This is a genomic window from Streptomyces sp. NPDC058579 (assembly GCF_042718575.1).
In the GTDB taxonomy this organism is placed as follows: Bacteria; Actinomycetota; Actinomycetes; order Streptomycetales; family Streptomycetaceae; genus Streptomyces.
In genome coordinates this window covers 113,395-134,826 of record NZ_JBHXPI010000015.1, presented here as the reverse complement: position 1 = coordinate 134,826, position 21,432 = coordinate 113,395, and the positions used below count along the sequence as shown (strand labels likewise).

The window sequence follows — 21,432 nt, the reverse complement described above, 5'->3', positions numbered from 1 at the left end:
GGCTACCGTCCGCCGCGGCGGGGCGACGGAAGGCGGGAAGGTGCCGGGGGCGGCTTGGGCGCGCCGTTCAAGTCGGCGTAGCTGTTGGTGAGCAGCCGCAAGAGCTGGATGCCTTCGCCGCGGCGGGCGACGAGCGCGTCGATCTCGCTGCCGAGGGACTGCAGGAGGCCGTCGGTGGAACCGAGCCGGTAGCGGTCGCGGCCCTGCGTCACGGACTGGAGTTGGCTGATGGCCATGTCCGCCCGCTGCAGCAGCGTCTGCTGCACCTCATCGACGTTGTCCGCGGTCTCGCGGATCAGGTCAGCGACGGTGGCGAGGGCGGTGCCGGGCTGATGGGAGCGGAGGACGAGGCCGCGGGCGGCAAGGGCGTCGCGGACGGTCTTTCGTCCCCAGGGCCACCACCGGCCGCGGCTCGGCGGCCTCGTTCACCGGCGGACACCTCCCGCCGGAGGCACCATTGCCTTGACCGGTCGGGCGACCGACGGGTGAGAGAAGAGATCGCCGGACTTCCACGACGCCACGGCAGGGGCCGTCCTCAGCACGGCGCCGGCAACCGCCGCCTGCGAGGTGTGATGGGTCGGCACTGCGGTCGGCCGTGCCGGGGCACGGCGGGCGGTGGGCTGGCCGGTTGCCCAGGCGGTGAGCGCCTCGTAGGCGGGGGTCAGGCCCCGGCCGGCGGCGGTCAGCACGAACTTCCCTTCGTGGTCCCGCGTCACGAGGCGCTTGTCCGACAGGTGCTTGAGCGGGTGGTAGACGGCCGTGGGGTGGGCGTCGACGAGTACGGAAGAGGCGAGGGCCGCGCCGGTGGTGGCGCCGCGGTCGCGGAGCGCCCACAGAATCGTGGTGGCGTGCCGTCGCGAGATCAGGTGGAGGGCGTCCTCAATCTCCTCGCCCTTGGCCGCCGGACGGGTCGTGTTCTTCTTGGTGACGGGGTCCTTCACGGTGGGCCGCTCCAGGTGCTTGCTCCCCCACGCGGCGAAATGGTCGAGCACGGGCAGCAGAGCGGCACCCCGGTCGGTGAGCGTGTAGATGACGTGGCGGCGTGTGTGTTCGGTGCGCCGCACCAGGCCGGCGGCCTGCAGATCGCGGACCTTCGGGTGGAGCTGGCCGTCGGCCATCCACGGCATCCGTGCCTTGAGGTCGGAGTAGCGGGCGGGCTCTGCGAGGCTCATCAGCACCCAGGCGTTCCACCTCGGCGAGATCGCCTCCAGAGCCTGGACAACCAGGTCGATGTCACGGGGTGCGGGGGCGGGCAGGCCGGATGCGGGCATGGATGTACTCCTGAGGCGTGGTGGTGGGGTGTTCAGCGGGTGCGCGCTGTGGTCGCGGCCGGGGCAGGCGTCTGAGCGACGGGCGTGGCGGCGGGGACCGGGGCGCGGTAGAGGCTCTGGATCACGGCGGAGGCGAAGCGGGCCTGGTTGTCGCGGGTGGCGACCGATTCGGCGATCCGGCGGCTGCAGTCGAGGAGGTGGCCGGGGGTGGCGGGGCCGATGTCACGGCCCGGGTCTGCGAGCTGGAGAAGCCGTTCGCGCTGGAACTGAATGTTTTTCTCTGCCAGTTCGACGGTGGTCAGTGCGTCGAGGAGGGTGACGAGCATGTTCGGCCGGTCGGTGGTGGCGATGGCGGCGAGCTCGGCCCGGGGCCTGCCGTAGAGCGATTCGATCCGCTCGGCGAGTTGGTCGGATACAGGATGGGGCAATCAACGTCCCTTAGTTCGTTGGACCGTTGCCTGCTCCGCAGGTACAGCTCGGGCAGTGATCGTCGGCTGGTTGAACGTCACTGTGCGTTGGTGCTCCGGCGGTGGTTCGGATCGCAGGACCTTGTCGAGCACGGACAGGTAGCCGCGTCGGGCCTGGAGTGCGGCCTCCATCCACTGGGCGTCCATGCGCAGGTCGTCCTCGGACAGCTCGTCCATCGGGCGGTCCGGAGCGCTGCGGTCGCGGACCCGGGCCACGTGCTGCTCGGCCACCGCCAGGAACGCGCGCAGTTCCAGGGCTTCGCGCAGGTGCCGGGTGTGCTCGGGGGCGGCGAGGAGCTGGTCGAGCGGGGCCCCGAAGACCTCGGCGAAGCGCTCGTCCCGGCTGCTCGGCTTGATGGTGGTGCTCATCGGCGGGTCCTTGCGGATACGGGGGCGGGCTGCGGGACCGGGGTGGTGGTGAGTACGGGTCCGGTTCTCCGGGCGGCGCGGCTGACGGCCGGGGGCTCGGGCAGGGGGTAGTCCTCCAGGAGGTGGCGCACGGTCAGCGCCCGGCCGTCGCGGATGGTCAGCGCGGTGTCAACGCGCTGCGCGAGCGTCATGACCTGCTCGTCCAGCTCGCCGGCGGGGGCGGACTGCAGAGCGCCGAGCAGCTCGTCCTCGGCCGAGGTGAGCAGGCGCTGGGCCTCTTCGAGGTCGTCGTACCAGCGGACGACCGCGCTAGGCAGGAACGAGATTGTGCCGCGGGCGGCGGCCACGGCCTCGCGCAGTTCGTCCACGGGGACGCCGAAGCGGTCCTCGATCTCGCGGGCGACGGCGCGCAGGACATCGTCGGGTTCGTCGGTCACAGGCATACGCCTCTCCTTGACGCGGACAGGGGGGAAGGTCCGGAAGCTGTCGCTCCGGGCGGGTGATCTCTAGGATCCGGAGAATCCCCGGTTCACCTAACCGGCGATTTGCTGGTACCTTTCGCCGCTCTCGCCGGGTGGTCACCGCTTCCGGCCCGGGGCGGTCGTCGGGCCGACAGGCTTCGCCGGGGGCCGTGGGGAGGTGGTGGCCCGGGGCCTGGGCAGCGGCGTGCTGCGGTCGTCCAGCCAGGCGAGCGCCGCGTCCGCGGTGCCGAAGGCGCCCTCGCGCAGCTGGTGGGTGTGGGCCCGCAGGTCGGTGGTTTCCAGCAGGATCCGGAAGGGCTGCGGCCCGGTGCGGTCTGCGGCTTCCAGGAGGACGACGGTCTCCTGGGTCGGGTATCCCTCGCCGGTGTAACTCATCACGATCGAGAACTGGTTGCCGTGGTCGCGGAAGCGCTGCTCCAGCCCGGTGGTCATCGTGTCGGCGGGGCTGGTGCCGATGTCATCGGACCGGCTGATGGCGGAGGGCGGGCAGTGGCGCTGGATGAGCCAGGACTGCGCGAGTGCGTACAGCGGGAGGCGGGCGCTGGCGAAGGTGAAGGTCCGGGCCTCGGTGTCGCGGGTGAGGTGCAGGGCGAGGAGCTGTGGTTCGCCGGGCAGCCCGTACATGACGGAGGTGTCGTGGAAGACGAAGAAGCTCTGCCGGCCGTCGGGGGTGTGGTGCTGAGCCAGCGTGTTCAGGTCGGTCTCGCTCAGGGCGACGCGGTCACCGAACTCCCGCTCCACCGCTGCTGAGGTCGGTCGGTAGCCCTGAAGACGAAAGGCGGGTTCGTAGCCGGAAGAGGACAAGGGTCTCCTGGGACTTCGGTTCAGCGGGTGCGGGTGGTGGCGTCGGGCCAGGCACCGGGGCGTGGTGCGGGGCGGCTCGTGACACGGCTGGAGCGGCGAGCGGCGAGGGCAGCGCGGCCTGCGTCGGTGAGGGCGACCGGCTGTCCGGCGTGCAGCGGGTGCCTGGTGTCGCGGTGGACGAGCCCGGCCGTCTCCAGCCGGGCGAAGTCATGCTGGCCGATCCTGGTGCCGGAGGCGGTCACGACGGAGAGCCGCTGGGTGAGCAGGTGCTCGCGGAGCTTGGCGCCCTGGCCGATCGCCAGGAGCAGGGCGATGTCGTGGGCTTTCAGGTCGGCGTGGCCAGCCGGGATGCGGGGGGGCGTTCGCCTCGACGGGCTCGAGGACGTCGGACAGCTCCGTCTCGTGAACGCCGCGGATGCGCACAGCCTCCTGGAGCTGCTTGACCGTGCGGCCGATGCGGTCGAAGAGCGCGGAGTCCATGGGGTACTCGCCGCTGGCGAGGCGCTGGAGGAGCACGCGGTAGAAGGTGACGGACTGCTCGGCGCTGGACAGGGATCGGTGGGCGCCGGCGACGCTCTCGATCTGCTCGTCGAGCAGGCCGCGGTCGTGGTCGCGCCAGAGCCGGTCGACGGTGTAGCCGACGGCAAGCTCGACGCGGTGGTCGAGGGACGTCAGCGCCTTGCGGACGGGCGTCGTCGTGGACCGGGGCACGTTCGCGCGGCCCCGGTCACTGCCGCCGGCAGCCACGCCGCCCCGCAGCGTCCTCGTCGCCGGCGCGGTCGACGGCTTCGTAGCAGTCCGGGGAGCAGTTGTCGGGGTCCTCCTCGCAGGAGGACTCCTCCGCGGGAGCGCAGCAGCAGGGGGCGGACAGCAGGACGGCGAGTTCCTGACCGGCGGCAATGCGGTCGATGAGGATCTCGGTGCACGCGTGGAAGCCGTCCGGCGTGATGTCCGGGTGCGGATTGGTCAGGGTCTCCAGCAGGCGGCGCTCCAGCTGCTGGACCTCTATGTAGGTCTCCAGCAGCGCGCGGTGGTGGGGGTTCTCCGGCTCGGCCGGGAGCTCAAGGAGGTTCTCGCCGAAGTGGTCGAGGAAGTTCGGGAAGGCTGTCAACGTACGGCTTTCGTGGTGAGGACGGTGGGCTCGGCGGAGCGGGGAAGGCCGGGGGGTGGGCCGGGCTTCGGGATCTCGCGGTAGGCGTCGATCTGGGGTGAGCGGGTGCGGGCGGCGTGCGCGCGGGCGCCGACCGGACGGTGGTCGATGCCGAGGCGTCGGGCCACGGTGTCGTAGATGTCGTGGTTGGCCCGGGGGCGCACGGCCACGACGTGGATCTCCATGGGGTAGGCCGAGGTCGTCGGGGCCGGCCGCAGCGCGTAGACGATCCGCCAGGCGGCCTGGCGGTCGACGTAGAGCTTGCGCAGTCCGGCGAGTTCGGCCGTGAGCTTGCTCCCGTGCCGGTCTGCGTTGACGACCTCCTGGAGCAGCGCGAGCGACAGGTCGCGGATGTCGCTGGGGGCCTGGAGCAGGTCTGTGAGGGCGCGCGGGTCGAAGGTGAGGCCGAAGGTGGGCGGCCGGCCCTCGGCACTCACTCCTCCGCCTGCGCCGTCTCACCGTCGCGGGCTACGGCGCGCACGGAGCGGCCAGGGCCGCGAAGGAGGCGGTGCGACGGCCGCTCGGGGTCCGTCTGGCAGGCGGACAGCGGTCCGCCGGCGGCCCGGATGGCGGCCATGCAGTGGGTGAGGAAGTCCCTGTGCCATACGAAGGGACCGGCCGGTCCGGCCTCGGGGTCCTTGTGCTGCAGGTAGGCCATCCACAGGGCGTGGAGCCAGGCGACGACGTCGAGGTGTTCCTGCCACTGGTCGCACCACGGGGAGGCGGTCGTGACCTCGCTCCCGTAGGTGGGCATGAGGAAGTCCTCCACCCAGTCGGTGAGCAGGTCCAGCTCGCTCTCGTACTCCTCGCCGTCCAGCTCCAGAATCGGACGCGGCTCCGGCGGCATCATCGCCGCGGCCGGCATCGGCGGCAGGCCGAAGCCGGGCAGCGACACCGGTCCCGGTGCGGCGGCGAGGTGGTCGAGCTGCCGCGCCTGCTCGGCGGAGCGGTCGAGCAGCTTGCGGACGGTGGCCTGGATGCTGTCCAGGTCGCCTTCCGGAAGGCGCACCGGGTCGAATTCCCCGGCGGCGCCGAATTCCTCCAGAGGGTCAGGCTCCAAGGAAATCTCCTCCTCCGGCGCACGCGGCAGCCGGAAATTCAAGAACGGGTGATGGGACGGCAGGGACCGAATGCGCGCAGGCGCGGATAACAAACCGCCAGTAACTCGCGGTTGCGCGCATCCGGGTCAGGCCGTCAGGGTGAGGTCGTCCGGCCCGAGGGTCTGGTGGAGCGTTTCGGTGAGGCGGTCGGAGGCGATCTCGGCGTAGTGCCGGGTCTTCTCGACGCCGATGAAGTCGCGGCCCTCCAGGAGAGCGGCCACGCCGGTGGAGCCGGAGCCGCAGGTGAAGTCGAGGACGGTGCCGCCGGGCGGGGAGATCTTCACCAGCTCGCGCATCACCTCGACCGGCTTCTGCGTGATGTGCTGCCGGGCCTTGCCCGACGGCTGCGACGCCGAGTAGAGGCCGGGCAGGTAGACGGGGTTGCGGGAGCCGTCGATCGAACCGTTAGACGCCCACACGATGAACTCGCAGTTCTGCGTGAAACGGCCCTTCTGCGGGCGGGCCTGCGGCTTGTGCCAGGCCAGGACGCCACGCCACAGCCATCCGGCCGCCTGGATCGCGTCGGTGGTGACCGGCAGCTGCCGCCAGTCGGTGAACAGGAGCGCCGCACCGCCGGGCTTCGTCAGCCGGTGTGCCTCGGTCATGATCTGCGTCAGCCAGAAGCCGTACGAGCGCTGGTCCATGTTCTCGCCGGGGAAGTCCGCCAGCTCATGGCCGGCATCGGCGGAGGTGTACTTCTGTCGGGCGGTACGGGAGGTGCGCTCCTTCGCGGTCCGCCCGCCGGAGTTGTACGGCGGGTCGGTGATGACCGCGTCCACGCAGTCGTCCGGAAGGCCGGCCAGGACGCCGAGCGCGTCGCCGTGGTGAAGGGAAAAAGGCAAAGGGGTACCCCGATTCGGGTCACGACAGAGAGTGGGAATCCCGCCTCGCACTGAATGCGGGCGCCGCGGCGGCGAATACAGGCACGGAAGGCCGGCATGCCGAAGGAGAGCGGCGGGCAAGCGGGGGAAGCCACACTGTAGGACACGATTCCCGGTTGACCCCTGCGAGGCGAGAAATTAGGTCAACCGGGAATCGGCACCTACAGTCTGACCACCGCCCGGCCCCAGCTGCCGAACGCCCACCCCTCCCCCTGCCCTTCTGGAGGCACAGCCTTGTCCTGACCCCGCTCTCGACGCCCCCGAGGATGCCCGACCGGCGAGAGGCAACTCGCCCCGCGGCCACTCCTCCCAGGCCTTCCGATCACCTCATCCCGGCCCTCGCGCCCTTCTCACCTCGGACCAGCGCGGCCGGACTTCACCTCAAGGACCACTCGTGACACAGCCGTACCCTCCCCTGCCTCGAACCCTGCGTAGAACCCTCGCCCCCTCGGGAGGCTCAGCGGATTGAAGGGCATAGCCGCAGCCGTCGGCGTCGTCGTCCTCTCTCCGCTCCTCCTGGCCGGCGCAGCCGCCACAGCGGCTGCCGCCAGTAGTTCCGCTTCCCGCGCCACGCAGTGCGGCGTCGACAACACGGTCGACGCCAACGCCGTCGCCCAGCAGGTCGCGGGCATCCTCGGCGGCTCCGGCGCCACCCCCGGCATCCAGATCAAGGGCCTGGAGCTACCCGCCGAGCAGATCCCTCACGCCAAGACGATCATCGCCACCGGGATCGCCATGAAGGTCCCCGAGCGCGGCCAAGTCGTCGCCCTCGCGACCGCGATACAGGAATCCCGCCTGCGCAACCTCCGCTACGGCGACCGCGACAGCCTGGGCCTGTTCCAGCAGCGGCCGAGCATGGGCTGGGGCACCGCCGAGGAGATCCTCGACCCCGTCCACGCCTCCACCCGCTTCTACGAGGGACTTCTCAAGGTCGCGGGCTGGCAGCAGATGACGATCACCCAGGCCGCCCAGGCCGTCCAGATCTCCGGCTATCCCGACGCGTACGCCCAGTGGGAGTCGCTCGCCCGTGCTCTGCAGGAGGCGATCGTCAAGACCCTCCCCCAAGGCGGAGGCGACACCGGGGCTCCGGGCGGCCCGGCGGGCGGCGGCTGCCGACCCGGCGAGGACGGATCGCAGTGGGGCGAGATCCCCCAGGGCACCGTCCCCGCGGGCTACAAGATTCCCGCTGACGCCTCCCCGAAGGCCCGCACGGCCATCGAGTGGGCGATGCACCAACTCGGCACCCCGTACCAGTGGGGCGGGACCTGCAAGGACTCCCACGGGCCAGACCCGATGGGTCGCTGCGACTGCAGCTCCCTGATGCAGGTCGCCTACGCGCAGGCCGGCGTCACCCTCACCCGCACCACGTACACCCAGGTCAAGGAGGGCGTCCCGGTCCCGGCGAACGCGCTCAAGCCCGGTGACCTGCTCTTCATCCGCGGCACCGCCGCTGTCCCCGAGCACGTCGGGATGTATATGGGCGCGGGTCTCGTGATCAACGCACCGAAGACCGGACGCCCGGTGCGGATCGAGAAGGTCGCCGACTGGCAGATCCTCGCCGTCCGCCGCATCCCCGCCCTCAACTCCTAGCGCTCCCCGCCCGCTTCCCGGGCCACGGGCCGCTTCCCCGGCCGCCGCGAGCCGCATGCCGCCGCGCGCCTTCCCCTCTTCCTCTTTCCCGCTGGGCCATCTGGCCTGCGCTCGCAAGGAGTTCGACCATCCCCACCCTCGCTCACCTCCAGCAGCTCACCGACCGCGTCACGTACCTGGCCTACGACCCCGGTGTCTCCCCGAAGGGCGGCTTCCTTCCGGGGCTGGACCTGCTGCGCAACGTCGTCAGCTCCATCAACATGGCCGCGATCATCGCCGTCGTCGGCGCCCTCGCCGTCTCCCTCGGCGTGTGGGCCTGGGGCCACCACACCGGTGGTCACCAGGCCGAGGCCAACGGGAAGAAGGGCGCCCTCGTGTCCGCGGGCGCCGCGCTCGGTCTCGGTGCCGCAAACGGGATCATCGCGTTCTTCTCCACGCTCGGCACGCAGGTCCGCTGATGGGCAAGCGCTCCCGCCCACGCGTCCGCGCCGCCACGGCGCACTGGTCCACCGGCCGGCGCGTCGCCGTCCTCGCCGCGGTCCTGGCCCTACTGCTGGCCGGCGCCGGCCTTGCCGCCTACCTCACGACCGGCGGCGGCCGGGGTGAGACACCCTCCGGCAAGCCGTCCGTCAGCGGTCCGACCGCCCGTCCGGACACGTCCGCACCCGTTACGGAGGCTGCGACGGGGACGGTCTCCCCACCGCCGCGCCTGTCCGATCCCCTCGCCTACGGCCGCGCCGCGGCGGTGATGCTCTGGTCCTACGACACCCGGGCTACCACCCGCGACCAGCAGCTCGCCGGCATGCACGCCTGGATGACGGCCGAGACGAAGTACACCGACTGGACCTCCATCCAGGCCCAGGTACCTGACCCGCTGCTGTGGTCGCGGATGCACGACCAGGGCCAGCACGCCACCGCGACCGTCTCCCAGGCGCACTTCCCATCGGCGTTCAAGCAGGCCCTGGCCGAGGACCCGGCCGCCCTGACCGAGGCGTACATCTACGCCGTCACCGTCAACGGCAAGCAGTCCATCGCCTGGAAGGACGGCGGAGGCGGCGCCGAGGACCGCTCGGTCACCTTCGCCGTCCAGTGCCGCCCCAGCACCGACTGCGCCCTGGTCGCCATCGCGCCGAACACCGCCCCCTGACCCGCAACAGATAGGAGGAGTCCGCCGTGGACTTCTGCGCTCTTCCGGTCGCGGGCAAGCTCTGCGACGCGGCCGACGCGATCGACTTCGTCTCCGACCCGGGCAAGGCGATCACCGAAGGCATCGGCAACTGGATCGCCAAATCCTGCGGCGAACTCGCCGCCGCAGCCGCCGACCTGGCCGCCGAGGCCGTCAACACCACCACCAAGATCGACCTCGGCGCCGGATGGTTCCGCGACAACTACGAGATGCTCCTGCCGATCGGGCTGACCATCCTCGTCGCCACCTTCTGCGCCCAGCTCGTCCGGGCCGCGATGAAGCGCGACGGACAGGCACTCGGCCAGGCGTTCACCGGCACCGCCGGCGGCGTTATCTTCTGCTTCGCCGCCATCGCCCTGACCACGGTCGCGATCGAAGTCGTCGACGCCCTGTCCGACTCGCTGTTCGCGGCAGCCGGCACCTCGATCGACGACGCTGTCCGCCGCATGGTGAAGGTCTCGCAGATCGCCGCGATCTCCCCGCTCGGCTGGCTGGTGGCCGCCCTCGCAGCCCTCGGCGCCGCCGTCGGCGCCGTCATGTACTGGTGCGTCATGATGGTCCGCAAGGTCGGCATCCTCGTGCTCGTGACCCTGGCAGTCTTCGCCGGAGCGGGCGGCGGATGGGAGGCCGCCCGCCGCTGGCGGCGCGGCTGGATCGAGGCGACCGCCACCCTGATCGTCTCCAAGCTCCTGATGACCGTGGTCTTCCTCCTCGGCATCTCCGCCATGGGCAAGACCGACGCGGACGGCGGGATCGCCGCGCTCGCCGACGTCATGGCCGGCATCGTCATCATGCTCTTGGTGATGCTGTGCCCTTACGCCACCTTCAAGTTCGTGCACTGGGCGGCGGAGTCCACCGACGGTGAGACCCTGCACCGCTCCGGCGGGGCTGGTGCGCAGCTGGCCAAGCAGCATGCCGAGAAAGCGACCCGCAAGGCGGCAGCCGCGGCGGCCACCGCGGGAACCGGCGGTGCCGCCGCCGGGGCCGGAGCTGCATCGCCGCAGGGCCCGGCCGCAGGATCCGGCGCCTTCCCCGGTGACATCGCCTCCAGCCCTTCCGGCAGCGGTGGCGGCACCGGAGCATCACCGGCCATGGACAAGGTCCAGAGCGGCCTGAACGAGGCGGTCAGCTCCATGCCGACCAGCCCGGCGGCCCAGGACTCGGGCAACTCCTCCGGGGTCGGCAACAGCGCCCCCGGCGGACCCCCCGCGGGTGCCACACCGCGCAGCACGCAGGACGGAGCGCCTCAGAGCGCCGGCCCCGTCGGTGCCGCGCAGGGCTCCGGGTCTGCCACGGGCGGCAGCCCGTTCACGACGCCGCAGTCCCCCGCCGGTTCCTGACACCCGACACTCCCCTGGTTCCCGGGACGGGACACGACTGCTGTGTCCCGTCCCGGGGGCCGCCTCCTTCGGAAAGCCCTTGCCTTGTCTGACCTCACGATCACCCCGATGACGGTGAAGTTCCCGACCAGGTCCCGCCGCGGGATCCTGCTCGGCCTCTCGCTGCCCCAGCTCGCCCTCACCTCGGCCGCGCTCGCGCTGCTCCTGATCACCGTCGTGACCACCGGCCTGCCCGGCGCCCTGATCCTCACCCCGCTGTGGGCGGGGGTCGCCGCCCTCGTCGCCGTCCGGCGCCGCGGCCGGTCCCTGATCGACTGGGCGCCGATCGTCGGACGCTACGCGCAGCGCCGCCGCACCGGGCAGACCCTGTGGCTCGCCCGTCCGGTGTCCCGCCCGCGCGCCGAAGGAACCCTGCACCTGCCGGGAACAGCCGCTTCGATCAAGGTGGTCACCCCGGTCGACGGACAGGCCGCCGCTCTGCACGATCCCCACCAGCAGACCCTCACCGCGGTCGCCCGGGTGACCAGCCGTGCCTTCGCCCTGCTGGACCCCGCCACCCAGAACTCTCACGTCCAGGCGTGGGGGCGGGCCCTGGCCGGGATCGCGCGCACCGGGCACGTCGCCACCGTCCAGGTCCTGGAGCGGACCGTCCCCGACTCCGGCGACACCCTGACCCGGCACTGGAACACCCACGGCCGGCCCGGCACCCAGCTCGCCGGCCAGGTCTACAGCGACCTCGTCGCCTCCGCCGGCCCGGCCGCCGCCCCGCACGAGACGTACCTGGCCATCTCCCTCGATTTGAAGGCCGCCAAGCGCCTGATCAGCCAGGCCGGCGGCGGACTGCCCGGAGCCTTCACCGTCCTCGGCCAGGCCACCTCCTCCCTCACCCAGGCCGCCCGCAACGCCGGTCTGACCGTGAACGGCTGGCTGACTGCGCGGGAGATCGCCGCGGTCATCCGCACCGCCTACGACCCCAAGGCCCTGGCCGCGCTGCAGCAGTGGTCGGACACCGGCCGCGCCGAAGCCGACCCCGCCGCCGCCGGCCCCGTCGTCCAGGTCGAGGAACACGACCGACTCATCACCGACACTGCCCGCCACACCACCTACTGGGTCGAGAACTGGCCGCGCACCGAAGTCCTCGCGGGCTTCCTCCACCAGCTGCTGTTCACCGCCGGGGTGCGCCGCTCCTTCTCTCTCATCTATGTCCCCCAGGGCTTCGAGTCCGCGATCCGCGACGTCCAGCGCACCAAGGCGACGATCATCGCCGACGCCAACGAGCGTGCCCGCCGCGGACAGGTCGACTCCGAAGCCGACGTCGTCGAGTACGGCGACGTCAAGGAACGCGAGAGGCAGCTCATCGCCGGTCACGCCGATGTCGCCATGACTGGCCTGCTCACCGTCTCCGCCGACACCGACCAGGCCCTGGACGCAGCCTGCGCTCAGATCGAGACTGCCGCCGTCACCGCCCAGGTCGACCTGCGCCGCCTCGACTACCAGCAGCCCGACGCGTTCGCCCTCGCCGCACTCCCCCTCGCCCGCACCGCCCAGGAGAAGTAGGGCCCCGCCGCCTGATCCATCCAGGCCACCGCAGAAAGACCCCACGCTCTTGGCCACCATCACCGCGACCGACCCGACGAACGCCCACCCGTACCTGCGGGCCGCGACCGCCGGCATCCGCCACCACGCCCGGTCCATCGGCCGGGGCACCCCGGCCGACCGGCGACACCTCGACAACCTGCACGAGCACGTCACCCGCCTGCACCTGCTCCTCGACCAGCTTGCCGAGACCGTGCGCTCCGAACACCCCACGTCAGGACGGCATCTGGCCACCGCGCACCTGCGGCTCTGGCAGGCCACCGCCAGCCTCCACGACGCCTTCCACACCCTGCCTGCCGCCCCCGCCTGCACCCCCGACCGGCTCCCCGACGGCCCGCTCGTCCTCACCATCTGTCAGCGCCACCTCGCCTCCGGCCACGCCGTCCGTCGCAAGACCACCCCGGCCGACCACGGCACCGCCTGAGCCACCTCGCGCAGAAACGATCCCCCAGCCATGTCCCGACACCGCCCCGGACGGCGGGCTCGCCGCGCCTCGGCCAGCCCCCTGTTCACCCCGCACGGCGCCGACCGCAGCACCCGGCGCGCAGCCCGCAAGCAGCTCGCCGAAGCCCGCGCCAAAGCGCAGGCCGCCGCCGTGGAGACCGCCGGCGCCACGGCGGCAGAGGCAGAGATGCCCGCGCCGCTCTACGCTCCCGCCGGCCGCCCCGGCACTGCCTCCGCCCGCGGCAAACGCCTGCGCCTGCCCGCCCACCGCATGACCACAGCCATCGCTTCCGGTGCCTACCCCTTCCTCGCCGAAGGCGGCCTCGGCGCCGAGGGCATCTACATCGGCCGCGACGTCCACGCCGAAGGGTCCTTCGTCTTCGACCCCTTCTCCCTGTACGGGAAAGTCGAGGGCTTCACCAACCCGAACATCCTTCTGGCCGGGGTCATCGGTCAGGGCAAGAGCGCCCTCGCGAAGTCCTTCGCGCTCCGCTCGGTCGCCTTCGGCTACCGCGTCTACGTCCCGTGCGATCCGAAGGGCGAATGGACGCCGGTCGCCACCGCGCTCGGCGGCACTTCCATCGCCCTCGGCCCCGGGCTCCCGGGACGGCTGAACCCGCTTGACGCCGCCCCGAAGCCTCCGTCCATCTCGGACGCGGACTGGGCCGGCGAGGTCCGCAAACGCCGCTTGCTCCTGCTCGGTTCCCTCGCCCGCACCGTCCTCGGCCGCGACCTGCTCCCCATGGAGCACACCGCCCTCGACATCGCTCTGGACGGAGTCGTCCAGGCCGCCACCGCCGCTGGCCGAGCCCCGCTGCTCGGCGACATCGCCCACACTCTCGCCCAGCCCCACCTCCTCGACGCCGCCGCCGGCACCGTCTCCGGCCACCTCGGCGACGCCGCCCGCGACCTCTCCCACGCCCTGCGCCGCCTCGTCCACGGCGACCTCGCCGGCATGTTCGACGCCCCCTCCACGGTGGCCTTCGACCCGGGGAGCCCGATGCTCTCCATCGACCTGTCCCGGCTCGGGGGATCCGGCGACGACACCGCGCTGGTACTGGCCATGACCTGCGCCTCGGCGTGGATGGAGGCAGCGCTCACCGACCCCGACGGCGGCCGGCGGTGGATCGTCTACGACGAGGCGTGGAGGCTGATGCGCCACCCCGGCCTCCTCCAGCGCATGCAGGCCCAGTGGAAGCTGAGCCGCGGCCTCGGCATCGCCAACCTCATGGTCATCCACCGGCTGTCCGACTTGCTCACCGCGGGCGACGCCGGATCCCAGGGCCGAGCCCTCGCCGAAGGACTCCTGGCCGACTGCTCCACCCGCATCATCTACCGCCAGGAAACCGACCAGATCCAGGCCGCCGCCACCCTCCTCGGCCTCACCGCCGTCGAGACCGAGGCCATCTCCCACCTCTCCCGCGGACGCGGCTTGTGGCGCGTCGCCAGCCGGAGCTTTGTCGTCCAGCACCTCCTCCACCCCACCGAGAAGTCGCTGTTCGACACCGACGCCCGCATGCACTGAGTGCCCAACCGACCAACACTGCACATCGACAGGACAACACCATCGACCTACACCCGACCACCGCACTCTTCCCCATGCTCGATGAGGAAGAGCTCCACGCCCTCGCGGAGGACATCCGCGAGCACGGCCTTCGTCAGCCTGTCGTCTTGGACGCCACAGGCCGAATCCTTGACGGCAAGAACCGTCTGCGCGCCTGCGAGATCGCCGGTGTCGAACCCGCGTTCATCACGTATGAGGGAGACGATGCCCGAGCCTACGTGCTGTCTGTCAACAGCCGTCGGCGTCATCTGACCAAGGGGCAGCTCGCGATGATCGCGGCCTCGGCATGTTCAGTTTCTGAACATCCGGGGCGTTCAGAGACTGAACAGACCGCGCGTTCAGTTTCTGAACGGACCGGCCTCTCCATCGGGCGGATCGGACAGGCCAGGACCGTGCTGCGTCATGCACCGGACCTAGTGGACGGTGTGATCTCCGGTGCGGTCTCCCTGGACGACGCCTACAAGGCCGCCCGTGAGGCCAAGGCCCAGGCAGATTCAGCAGAATCTCAGCTCGCCCGCTTGCGCGTCGAGGACCCTCAGCTCGCTGATCGTGTGGTCGAGGGCGAACTGACCGTCCAGGGTGCCTGGGCGGAGCGGAAAGCCCGACTCGAAGAGGACCTGCGGCAGCGCCGGGTTGCCACCAACCTGCTCTGCGAGGTTCTCCCCGCCCTCGCCCAGATACGCGGCAGCCGCACCTTCGCCCAGTACGACCCCGAACTCGCCCCGCCCGGCCGCGCCGTCACCCGCGAAGTGATCGAGCACGCCGCAACCGCCCTGGCCGAAATCGCCGCCGTTTGGAAGGACCGCGACCTCCCGTGAAGTACTCTTCCGACCCCCAGCTGCGCCAGCTCGCCCTCGAAGCCGCCCAATACGTCACCACCGACGTCGGCCGTATGCACAAGGACGACTTCCTCGACGACCTGTGTGCCCGGATCCGCGAGCGCGACGACCTGGAGGGCGCCGTCCTGAGGAAGGCCGCCCAGGGCCTGATGCGGGACCTCGGCGAGCGCCGCAGCCCTCGCCGCAACAAGAGGACCGGCGGCCTGTACCACCCCGAGAGCATCATCAAGCTCGGCAACGGGATCTGGGTGTGGATGAAGCACACCACCCCGACGGACATGACGCAGTGGGGCCTGATCTCCTCGCGGAACACCGTCCGCACCATCACCGCCGCCGCGGACACCCAGCAGTACATCCACGAGCGCACCGACGCCTTCCGCTCCCACCCCGGAATCTCCAGCCTCCACCCGCTGGAGGAAGCCGTCTTCCGCTACGAGCAGGACACCCTCGACGACGCCGACTGGGACCGCGACCACGAGGACTTGTAGGCGCCCCAGCCTCGTACCTCGACTGGCCACGCCCACGACATATCGGAGACCATGCTGCGGAATTCACCCTCACTCGAAACCTTCGCCCTGGAGATCGCAGATCGGCTCCCGGGTGACTGGACAAGCGCGTATCACCTTCATCCCTCCTACAGCGATCAGTTCCCGACCGCTGACCGGCTGTGGGACAACGGTCACATCGACTGGGCGGTCAGCGAGTTCGTCCTCGGCCACGACGCGGTCCTCACCGGCCCGGCCGGACAAGAGCTCTACATCATCGACCGGCCCCTCAGACCCCAGCAGTTCCTCGTCGCCGCGCTGGAGCCGCCCGGCTTCCTGCCGCACCAATTCCATGGCGTACCCGAGCCGAACGGCATCGCGATCGGCGCCGATCCCGTCCGTGCCGCCGCCGCGATCACTCGCCGACTCCTCCCCCGATACGCCCGTGCCGCGGAGGCCGTGCGCGAGCAAGCGTGACGACGGCCTGCCCCTCCGGCTCACCGACAGGCACCGGCAGAGACCAGCGCGGTCACGCTCGTCCGCTACGAGGACGGGCTCCTCGGCGCCCCGTACGGACACGTCCCCGCTGAAGCCCGAGACACCCTGTACCTGACCGGATTCCAGTACGTCCCGAATCAGGGTGCGTTCCTCCTGCGTTCTGAGTCCGGGCCTGTCGCCACGGCCGTACGCATCCAGGTCCTCGCCGACCGATTGGCCAAGCTCGGGATCGGGCTCAACTACCGCCACCCCGCGGCGGTATCGGGCATCGCTGTGGTCACGGCGGCCCGCACCAGTACGCCCCGGCCGAGCCGGGTCGCTACCGGGGCGGCTCTGCACTCCGCCGCCCCGTGCTCGTCGGGCCGCGCGCGGTAACCCAGGCCATGCCGCTGCAGAAAGGGGGCTCCCTGCCTCCCCGAACCGACTCTGCCGACCACGGTCCGGCGACGGCCGGCGTGCACGGCTCGAGCCTCGACAGCGCCGATCTGCCCGACGCTCGCTTCCCCTACGGCAACCTGCTGCACGCCCTGAGCAGCGCCGTCGTCGCGAGCACGGACGCGCGGGAAGCCGCCGCGGTCCTGCACCAACTCGTCGACGGCACCGACGGCCTGCTCACCCGCCTCGCGGAACTCCTCGACTCCACAGCCGACCGGGCCCGCGCGTACGACCGCGACGACGGGGACGACGACGCTTTCTACCTGGCGAAGGACCTCGCCGACGCCGCCGTCCAAGTACGGCGGCTCGGTGAAGACCTCCACGTCGTCCCCGAGCGCATGGCCGGCCTTTCCCCGCCCCCGCCGACGCGCCACCACCCTCGCGCGGCAGGCACGCCCCGGCCGCCCGTGTCCTCCGCGCCCCAGCCCAGGCGCACCCCGTAATCCCTTCTCCCTTGGAGCCTTCTTGGGATCCCCTGCCTTCATTGCCCGCCCCGACCCGGACGGCGGCTACACCGGCGTTCACCTCCAGTACGACAGCAGCCCGCCGAACATGGTGCCGCTGCTCCTCGCCGCCTACCGCTTCCGCTTCGGCCGGGACCTCGAAGCCCTCAGCCGATACCTGGTGGACGATGTCGTCTTCGCCTGGGAGGAGATCGGAACCGACCTCCTCGACGGAGCGCCCCCGGGCCTGCTCCAGCGGCTGACCGGCGGCGAGCAGTGGCCCAGCCGCGAGATGACCGGCGTCGTGAACCTCGACGGGACGCCCGCCGAGCGGGACGTCATCACCCAGCACAGCTCCGAAGGCCATCACTGGGGGTACGTCCTCCATCCGGCCGGCATCGAGGTCATCAGCCGCCAGATGGACGCTCGCGGCCCGGTCATCTCCTGGGACACCGACCCCCGGACCCACTTCAGCGAGGCGATGGCGCTGTGGATGCCCGGCACTCCGCCGCCGATGTCCCTGCCCCGCGACCTGCCCAACCTCACTCCCACGCCGCCAGCCGCTCCTGCACGGGCCGCCACTCGACCACCACGCCGCTGACCGCTCTCTTCAAGGAGTCCTTCTGAATCAGCACTTCACCTTCGGCCGGCACCCTTACCACGGGTTCGTCGCTTCCGCCACCGCCCATACACCGCCTCATTTGGCGCACTGGTACCTGACCGCCGAGCAGTTCGAGCCCGTCCCCGAGCAGCCGGGGCTGTACCGGCTGGCCATGCCGGAGTACGACGGAGTGCGCCGTGCGCGGCAAGCCGTCCATGACCTGCGCCAGCGGGGCTTCGACGTCTACGCCGACTACACCCTCGACCCGTCCCAGAGCGCCGGCCCGCCCCGGGTCCAGCCCCGGGCCGGGCTGATGGAGCGCCGCTCCCGGATCGCGCAGGCCGCCGGAATCCGCTCGGCGCAGTACCGGCCGACCGTCTCCGCCCAGGCCGCGCCGGCACCCTCACGGCCGGTGGGCTCCATCCCGGTCTCGGGCCAGGGGCGTGGCCGGTGACCGATGACCTGATCACGATCGTCCGCGGTCGGGGCGGCCAGGTGGAGGCGGAGGGGCCGATGGACAGCCTGGCCTCCGAGCTGCTCGCGCGTGCGGGGTTCGTCAGGCAGTACACGCTGCGCGGCATCTGGCACCGTCTCCCCTTCGACATGGGCGTGGAGTGGGAGAACGAGCACGCCTCCCAGGCCGCGGAGATGCTGCGCGCCGCCCGCTACCCCGTCCGCCTCGACCCGGCTCTGTCGCCGGCGTCCGTCCCGTCGGAAGACGGTGCGGACGTCCCGCCGTCCGTGGCGGCAGCGGCCCAGGCCCTGAAGGCTCGGGCCGCGGGCGGGTCGGACCTGCAGCAGCCGCACGAAGCGGGACGCGCGCTGGCCGCTCTTGCCCAGGGCGAGGACAGTCTCCTGCGGCCCGCCGCCGACGTGCTCCTTGCCGTCGCCACCGCCGTCTCGAGCCTCCCTGGCCCGGCTCACGACCGCGACGCCCGGCGCCTGGCCGAGCTCAGCGGGGTCCTACGGGTCGTGGAAACCGAGGTCGACCGCATCGCCCTTCGCCTGCGCGCCGCACCCGACGTCACCTCATCCGCAGGCCGCACGACGCAGGCCACCGCCGAGGTCCCGGCGAAGTTGCAGAGCCTCATCCACCGGCTCGGCCACGCCCGAGCACGCGAGTACGAGGCCCATCTCCCCGCGAAGGCAGCCGCGCCAGGTGAGCCGGGACGAAGCCGGTGACCGCCGCCACTCAGACTCCGGCCGGCACGGAGCTACGCCGCCGCGCCCGCGCACAGACGCTCCACTACCTGGCCGCCCTCGCGCTGCCGGATCCCGCCGAATCCGTCCGGGCCTGGACACAGCACCTGGGCGACGAGCGGTGCGCCGCCGAGGTCCACGTCATCGTCGACGCCTTGACCGGTACCGCGACCAGCCCGCTCCTCGCCCTCCGTGACGCGCTGCGCACCACAGGGGGATGGTGCCGCGAGCGCGGTCATCCCGTCCTCGCCGAGCGGTACCTGCGCACCGCCGACCTCCTCGACATCGCCGACCGTCAGCTCTACCAGCTCGGCGTCGACCACCTCACCGCCTTCCACACCGAACCCTGCCCACCCGGGCACCCACACCGAGAGGACCCTGCACCTGAGCTCCCGTGAACCAGCCTCGGCCTCCGTCACCCGGATCACTCTGTTCACCAGCGACCGCGACGGCATCGTCGGCCTCGTCGACGGCGACGCCTGGCAGTGGGCCCGCACCGCCATGGAGCTGTCCGGGTTCGAAAAGAACGACTCCGGCGACATGGTCTTGCCGCTGTCCGATCTCGCCCATGCCCGGCAGGCCCTGCTCACCCTCGGCGCCGTCGCCGCGCGGACCCTCGGGCTGCAGCTCACGCCCAGTAGCGAGCGGTACATCGGGGACGTCGCGCTCGACGTGGGCGAGTACCTGCCCGGCCAGTGGACCGCCGAGGTCGAGAACTACTCGCTCCGTGTCTGGCAGGAGGACCTCGCCTGCGCCCTGTGGAGCACCGGGCCCATCGCCCAGACTCTGGCGGGCCACCGGGTGCGGCAGGCCGCCATCCTGAAGCGCGACGACGGGACGGAACTCGCCGTCGTCAAGGACCCCCGCCTCGACGTGTACCACATCGGCGCCCTGCGCCCCGGCCACGTCCCGGGCCCGACGAACGCGACCGCCCCACCCGGCGTGACGGTGCCACCGACGGCCTCGACCGCCGCGCACGTCATCCGCACTGGGCTCCTTCCGGCCTACACCCGCTCGGTCCTGCAGGCGCACATCGCCGATCTGTCGGACGATCTCACCTGGGCACGTGAGACCTACGAGGCCGGCACCATCCCCGACCCCGCCCCGGCCGACCTCGTCGATGCCTACGTCCGGTTCGCAGCCTCCGCGCCGCTCGTCATCGCGGCGATCCGGAACCTGGGCGCCCTCACCGAGCACGAGGCCGACTTCCTCCACCGCGTGGAGGTCATCGTCACGGCGCCGGCCGCTGAGACCGGGCCGACGCCGGTCACGGCGCATCCCGATCCGCTCGGCTGGTGGCTCGTGGAAGGCGGCGAGGAGCTCGTCGTCCTCTCCCTGCGCACCGTCGCCAGCGTGCCGCCGCCCCTCGAACAGGGGCGCCGGACCGGGAGCCGAACGCTGGCTCTGGCACCTGCGCCTGCCCTGTCGGAGCTCACGGTGAGACGCCGGTGACGCAACCTCGCAACGACTCTGGCGAGTCCGACTCGCCCGCGGTCCCTGCGGCGTTCGACGCTCTGGCGGCCTATGCCAAACGGTTCGCCTCCATCCAGGCGCGCGGCGACGACGGGGTCGCCCGTGTCCGGGCAAGCACCGGGTGGCCCGAGTGCGTCGCCATGGAACGAGCGATCGTGGCGGAACAACACCGGGAACAGGCAATGGAGTTCGCCGCACTCCTGCCCCATACGGCCCTTCTCATCGACCGGGCCCGTACCGCCCTGGAGTTCCAGCCATCCGCCCGGCACGTAGCCGGGTGGAACCTGCTCGTGGACGACCTCGAAGCTGCCGCAGACCATGCCCGCCACCACTCCGAGCAGTCGATCGCCGACCGGTCGACCTCGCGGCAGTGCCACGTCACCTGGGCCGACCGGCCACGGTTCCTGCGCGACCTCGCCGTACAGGAGGGCCCGCCGCCTGCGGGACCTGAACTGCCCGCTGCCGAAGAGGCACGGTGGACCGCCCACGCGCACGATGTCCGCCGTCGCCACATGATGTACCTGTACGAGAGCAGATACGACGCGGCTGGTCGGCAGATCACCGTCGTCGAGGTCCCTGACCTCGACCAGCCCACCGAGGACTGCGTCCTCATCGTCGCCGGAGACGTCGACAGCGCCACGATGCGCGTCCTGGGCCGCTACGACACGCTCGACCAGGCGCAGGCCGACCTGCCTGCGGCCATTCAGCCCGGCGTGCTGCACCCGCGCGGAAGGTTCCCCCGCCGCGCGGGGAAGGTTCCGCCGTTGGCCGACCTCATCGAGCAGATCGCCGGCACCACGCAGAGCCAGGAGATCTCCGAGGTTCTCGACTACGTCGTGAGCGACGGCGCCGACGCCCGCCACCTCTCCCAGCTCTCCGACCTCCTGGCCGAATGCGCCGACTTCGCGCTCGCCACCGAGACCGTCACCGGTCGGGATCTGTCGGTGCGGTTGCGGGGGCTCATGGTCCAGACCGACGTCCTGGACCAGCAGCTCCGCCATGCGCTCATCGCCTTCCAGGACACGATCGCCGTCCTGCCGCCGCACCGCACCCCGCAGCCACGGCACCTCATACCCCCGCCCGCCGTGCGGACCACCCCGCCGCCTCCGCCTGCCCAGGCCGCCCCGCCCCGCGTCCCGCGCCGCCTCTGACTCAAGCACGAGGCCGCGGGCGAGCCTCGGCCACCTCCCGGAAAGTCTCCGCCCTCCTTGCTC

The 21,432-nt window shown here is 71.6% G+C and carries 29 protein-coding genes; 17 read left to right on the top strand and 12 right to left on the bottom strand.

The window, feature by feature from the left end; genetic code table 11:
* Positions 1 to 2: 2 nt before the first annotated feature.
* From ACFWRO_RS19535 to ACFWRO_RS19480, 12 genes are all read right to left on the bottom strand, one after another.
* Positions 3 to 266, bottom strand: a complete 264-nt coding sequence (locus ACFWRO_RS19535) for a hypothetical protein (protein ID WP_384511789.1) — start codon at positions 264 to 266, stop codon at positions 3 to 5.
* Between the two features lie 159 nt (positions 267 to 425).
* The gene (locus tag ACFWRO_RS19530) at positions 426 to 1,271 is read right to left on the bottom strand and encodes a winged helix-turn-helix transcriptional regulator (RefSeq protein WP_384511787.1); all 846 of its coding nucleotides are present in this window, start codon (positions 1,269 to 1,271) and stop codon (positions 426 to 428) included.
* A gap of 32 nt (positions 1,272 to 1,303) precedes the next feature.
* Complete coding sequence (locus ACFWRO_RS19525) at positions 1,304 to 1,699, bottom strand: hypothetical protein (protein ID WP_384511785.1); 396 nt, start codon at positions 1,697 to 1,699, stop codon at positions 1,304 to 1,306.
* A complete protein-coding gene (locus ACFWRO_RS19520) occupies positions 1,700 to 2,107 on the bottom strand; it encodes a hypothetical protein (protein WP_384511783.1) in 408 nt (135 codons plus the stop codon).
* On the bottom strand, positions 2,104 to 2,550 hold the full coding sequence (locus ACFWRO_RS19515) for a hypothetical protein (protein ID WP_384511781.1): 447 nt from the start codon (positions 2,548 to 2,550) through the stop codon (positions 2,104 to 2,106). Before ACFWRO_RS19515 ends, ACFWRO_RS19520 begins: the two co-directional genes overlap by 4 nt.
* Positions 2,551 to 2,685: 135 nt before the next feature.
* On the bottom strand, positions 2,686 to 3,330 hold the full coding sequence (locus tag ACFWRO_RS19510; RefSeq protein ID WP_384511779.1) for a hypothetical protein: 645 nt from the start codon (positions 3,328 to 3,330) through the stop codon (positions 2,686 to 2,688).
* 83 nt (positions 3,331 to 3,413) lie between these two features.
* Positions 3,414 to 3,635 (bottom strand): hypothetical protein, encoded by a 222-nt coding sequence (locus ACFWRO_RS19505; protein ID WP_384511777.1) that lies wholly within the window; start codon positions 3,633 to 3,635, stop codon positions 3,414 to 3,416.
* Positions 3,601 to 4,140, bottom strand: a complete 540-nt coding sequence (locus tag ACFWRO_RS19500) for a hypothetical protein (RefSeq protein WP_384511776.1) — start codon at positions 4,138 to 4,140, stop codon at positions 3,601 to 3,603. The genes ACFWRO_RS19505 and ACFWRO_RS19500 overlap by 35 nt, the downstream gene beginning before the upstream one ends.
* Positions 4,121 to 4,504 (bottom strand): hypothetical protein, encoded by a 384-nt coding sequence (locus tag ACFWRO_RS19495; protein ID WP_384511774.1) that lies wholly within the window; start codon positions 4,502 to 4,504, stop codon positions 4,121 to 4,123. Before ACFWRO_RS19495 ends, ACFWRO_RS19500 begins: the two co-directional genes overlap by 20 nt.
* Positions 4,501 to 4,980: a hypothetical protein gene (locus ACFWRO_RS19490; protein WP_384511772.1), complete on the bottom strand. Its 480-nt coding sequence runs from the start codon at positions 4,978 to 4,980 to the stop codon at positions 4,501 to 4,503. Before ACFWRO_RS19490 ends, ACFWRO_RS19495 begins: the two co-directional genes overlap by 4 nt.
* Positions 4,977 to 5,603 carry a DUF4913 domain-containing protein gene (locus tag ACFWRO_RS19485; RefSeq protein WP_384511770.1) on the bottom strand — a complete coding sequence of 209 codons (627 nt, stop codon included), beginning with the start codon at positions 5,601 to 5,603 and terminating at the stop codon, positions 4,977 to 4,979. Before ACFWRO_RS19485 ends, ACFWRO_RS19490 begins: the two co-directional genes overlap by 4 nt.
* 126 nt (positions 5,604 to 5,729) lie before the next feature.
* Complete coding sequence (locus ACFWRO_RS19480; protein ID WP_384511768.1) at positions 5,730 to 6,485, bottom strand: DNA-methyltransferase; 756 nt, start codon at positions 6,483 to 6,485, stop codon at positions 5,730 to 5,732.
* A 504-nt stretch (positions 6,486 to 6,989) separates the two neighbouring features.
* On the opposite strand from ACFWRO_RS19480, the gene ACFWRO_RS19475 reads away from it, so the two are divergent.
* The 17 genes from ACFWRO_RS19475 (at position 6,990) to ACFWRO_RS19395 (ending at position 21,369) form a co-directional block, all read left to right on the top strand.
* Positions 6,990 to 8,114 (top strand): C40 family peptidase, encoded by a 1,125-nt coding sequence (locus ACFWRO_RS19475; RefSeq protein ID WP_384511766.1) that lies wholly within the window; start codon positions 6,990 to 6,992, stop codon positions 8,112 to 8,114.
* 128 nt (positions 8,115 to 8,242) lie between these two features.
* Positions 8,243 to 8,572, top strand: coding sequence for a DUF6112 family protein (locus ACFWRO_RS19470; RefSeq protein ID WP_384511837.1), 330 nt, complete (start codon positions 8,243 to 8,245; stop codon positions 8,570 to 8,572).
* A complete protein-coding gene (locus ACFWRO_RS19465) occupies positions 8,572 to 9,261 on the top strand; it encodes a hypothetical protein (protein ID WP_384511764.1) in 690 nt (229 codons plus the stop codon). The genes ACFWRO_RS19470 and ACFWRO_RS19465 overlap by 1 nt, the downstream gene beginning before the upstream one ends.
* Positions 9,262 to 9,287: 26 nt before the next feature.
* The gene (locus tag ACFWRO_RS19460) at positions 9,288 to 10,640 is read left to right on the top strand and encodes an ATP-binding protein (protein ID WP_384511762.1); all 1,353 of its coding nucleotides are present in this window, start codon (positions 9,288 to 9,290) and stop codon (positions 10,638 to 10,640) included.
* Between the two features lie 108 nt (positions 10,641 to 10,748).
* A complete protein-coding gene (locus ACFWRO_RS19455; protein WP_384511760.1) occupies positions 10,749 to 12,197 on the top strand; it encodes an SCO6880 family protein in 1,449 nt (482 codons plus the stop codon).
* A gap of 49 nt (positions 12,198 to 12,246) precedes the next feature.
* Positions 12,247 to 12,660, top strand: coding sequence for a DUF6238 family protein (locus ACFWRO_RS19450; RefSeq protein WP_384511758.1), 414 nt, complete (start codon positions 12,247 to 12,249; stop codon positions 12,658 to 12,660).
* Positions 12,661 to 12,690: 30 nt separating this feature from the next.
* Complete coding sequence (locus tag ACFWRO_RS19445; protein ID WP_384511756.1) at positions 12,691 to 14,205, top strand: VirB4 family type IV secretion system protein; 1,515 nt, start codon at positions 12,691 to 12,693, stop codon at positions 14,203 to 14,205.
* A 74-nt stretch (positions 14,206 to 14,279) separates the two neighbouring features.
* Positions 14,280 to 15,062: a ParB/RepB/Spo0J family partition protein gene (locus ACFWRO_RS19440; RefSeq protein ID WP_384511754.1), complete on the top strand. Its 783-nt coding sequence runs from the start codon at positions 14,280 to 14,282 to the stop codon at positions 15,060 to 15,062.
* A complete protein-coding gene (locus ACFWRO_RS19435; protein ID WP_384511752.1) occupies positions 15,059 to 15,571 on the top strand; it encodes a hypothetical protein in 513 nt (170 codons plus the stop codon). Before ACFWRO_RS19440 ends, ACFWRO_RS19435 begins: the two co-directional genes overlap by 4 nt.
* A gap of 51 nt (positions 15,572 to 15,622) precedes the next feature.
* Positions 15,623 to 16,045: a hypothetical protein gene (locus ACFWRO_RS19430; protein WP_384511750.1), complete on the top strand. Its 423-nt coding sequence runs from the start codon at positions 15,623 to 15,625 to the stop codon at positions 16,043 to 16,045.
* A gap of 476 nt (positions 16,046 to 16,521) precedes the next feature.
* Entirely contained in the window at positions 16,522 to 16,944 is a 423-nt protein-coding gene (locus tag ACFWRO_RS19425; RefSeq protein WP_384511748.1) for a hypothetical protein, read from the top strand.
* Between the two features lie 22 nt (positions 16,945 to 16,966).
* Entirely contained in the window at positions 16,967 to 17,545 is a 579-nt protein-coding gene (locus tag ACFWRO_RS19420; protein WP_384511746.1) for a hypothetical protein, read from the top strand.
* Positions 17,546 to 17,645: 100 nt separating this feature from the next.
* Complete coding sequence (locus ACFWRO_RS19415; RefSeq protein ID WP_384511744.1) at positions 17,646 to 17,999, top strand: hypothetical protein; 354 nt, start codon at positions 17,646 to 17,648, stop codon at positions 17,997 to 17,999.
* Positions 17,996 to 18,727: a hypothetical protein gene (locus tag ACFWRO_RS19410; protein WP_384511742.1), complete on the top strand. Its 732-nt coding sequence runs from the start codon at positions 17,996 to 17,998 to the stop codon at positions 18,725 to 18,727. The genes ACFWRO_RS19415 and ACFWRO_RS19410 overlap by 4 nt, the downstream gene beginning before the upstream one ends.
* Positions 18,724 to 19,143 carry a hypothetical protein gene (locus ACFWRO_RS19405; protein WP_384511740.1) on the top strand — a complete coding sequence of 140 codons (420 nt, stop codon included), beginning with the start codon at positions 18,724 to 18,726 and terminating at the stop codon, positions 19,141 to 19,143. The genes ACFWRO_RS19410 and ACFWRO_RS19405 overlap by 4 nt, the downstream gene beginning before the upstream one ends.
* A 103-nt stretch (positions 19,144 to 19,246) precedes the next feature.
* The gene (locus tag ACFWRO_RS19400; protein ID WP_384511738.1) at positions 19,247 to 20,197 is read left to right on the top strand and encodes a hypothetical protein; all 951 of its coding nucleotides are present in this window, start codon (positions 19,247 to 19,249) and stop codon (positions 20,195 to 20,197) included.
* A complete protein-coding gene (locus tag ACFWRO_RS19395) occupies positions 20,194 to 21,369 on the top strand; it encodes a hypothetical protein (RefSeq protein ID WP_384511736.1) in 1,176 nt (391 codons plus the stop codon). The genes ACFWRO_RS19400 and ACFWRO_RS19395 overlap by 4 nt, the downstream gene beginning before the upstream one ends.
* Positions 21,370 to 21,432: the final 63 nt, after the last annotated feature.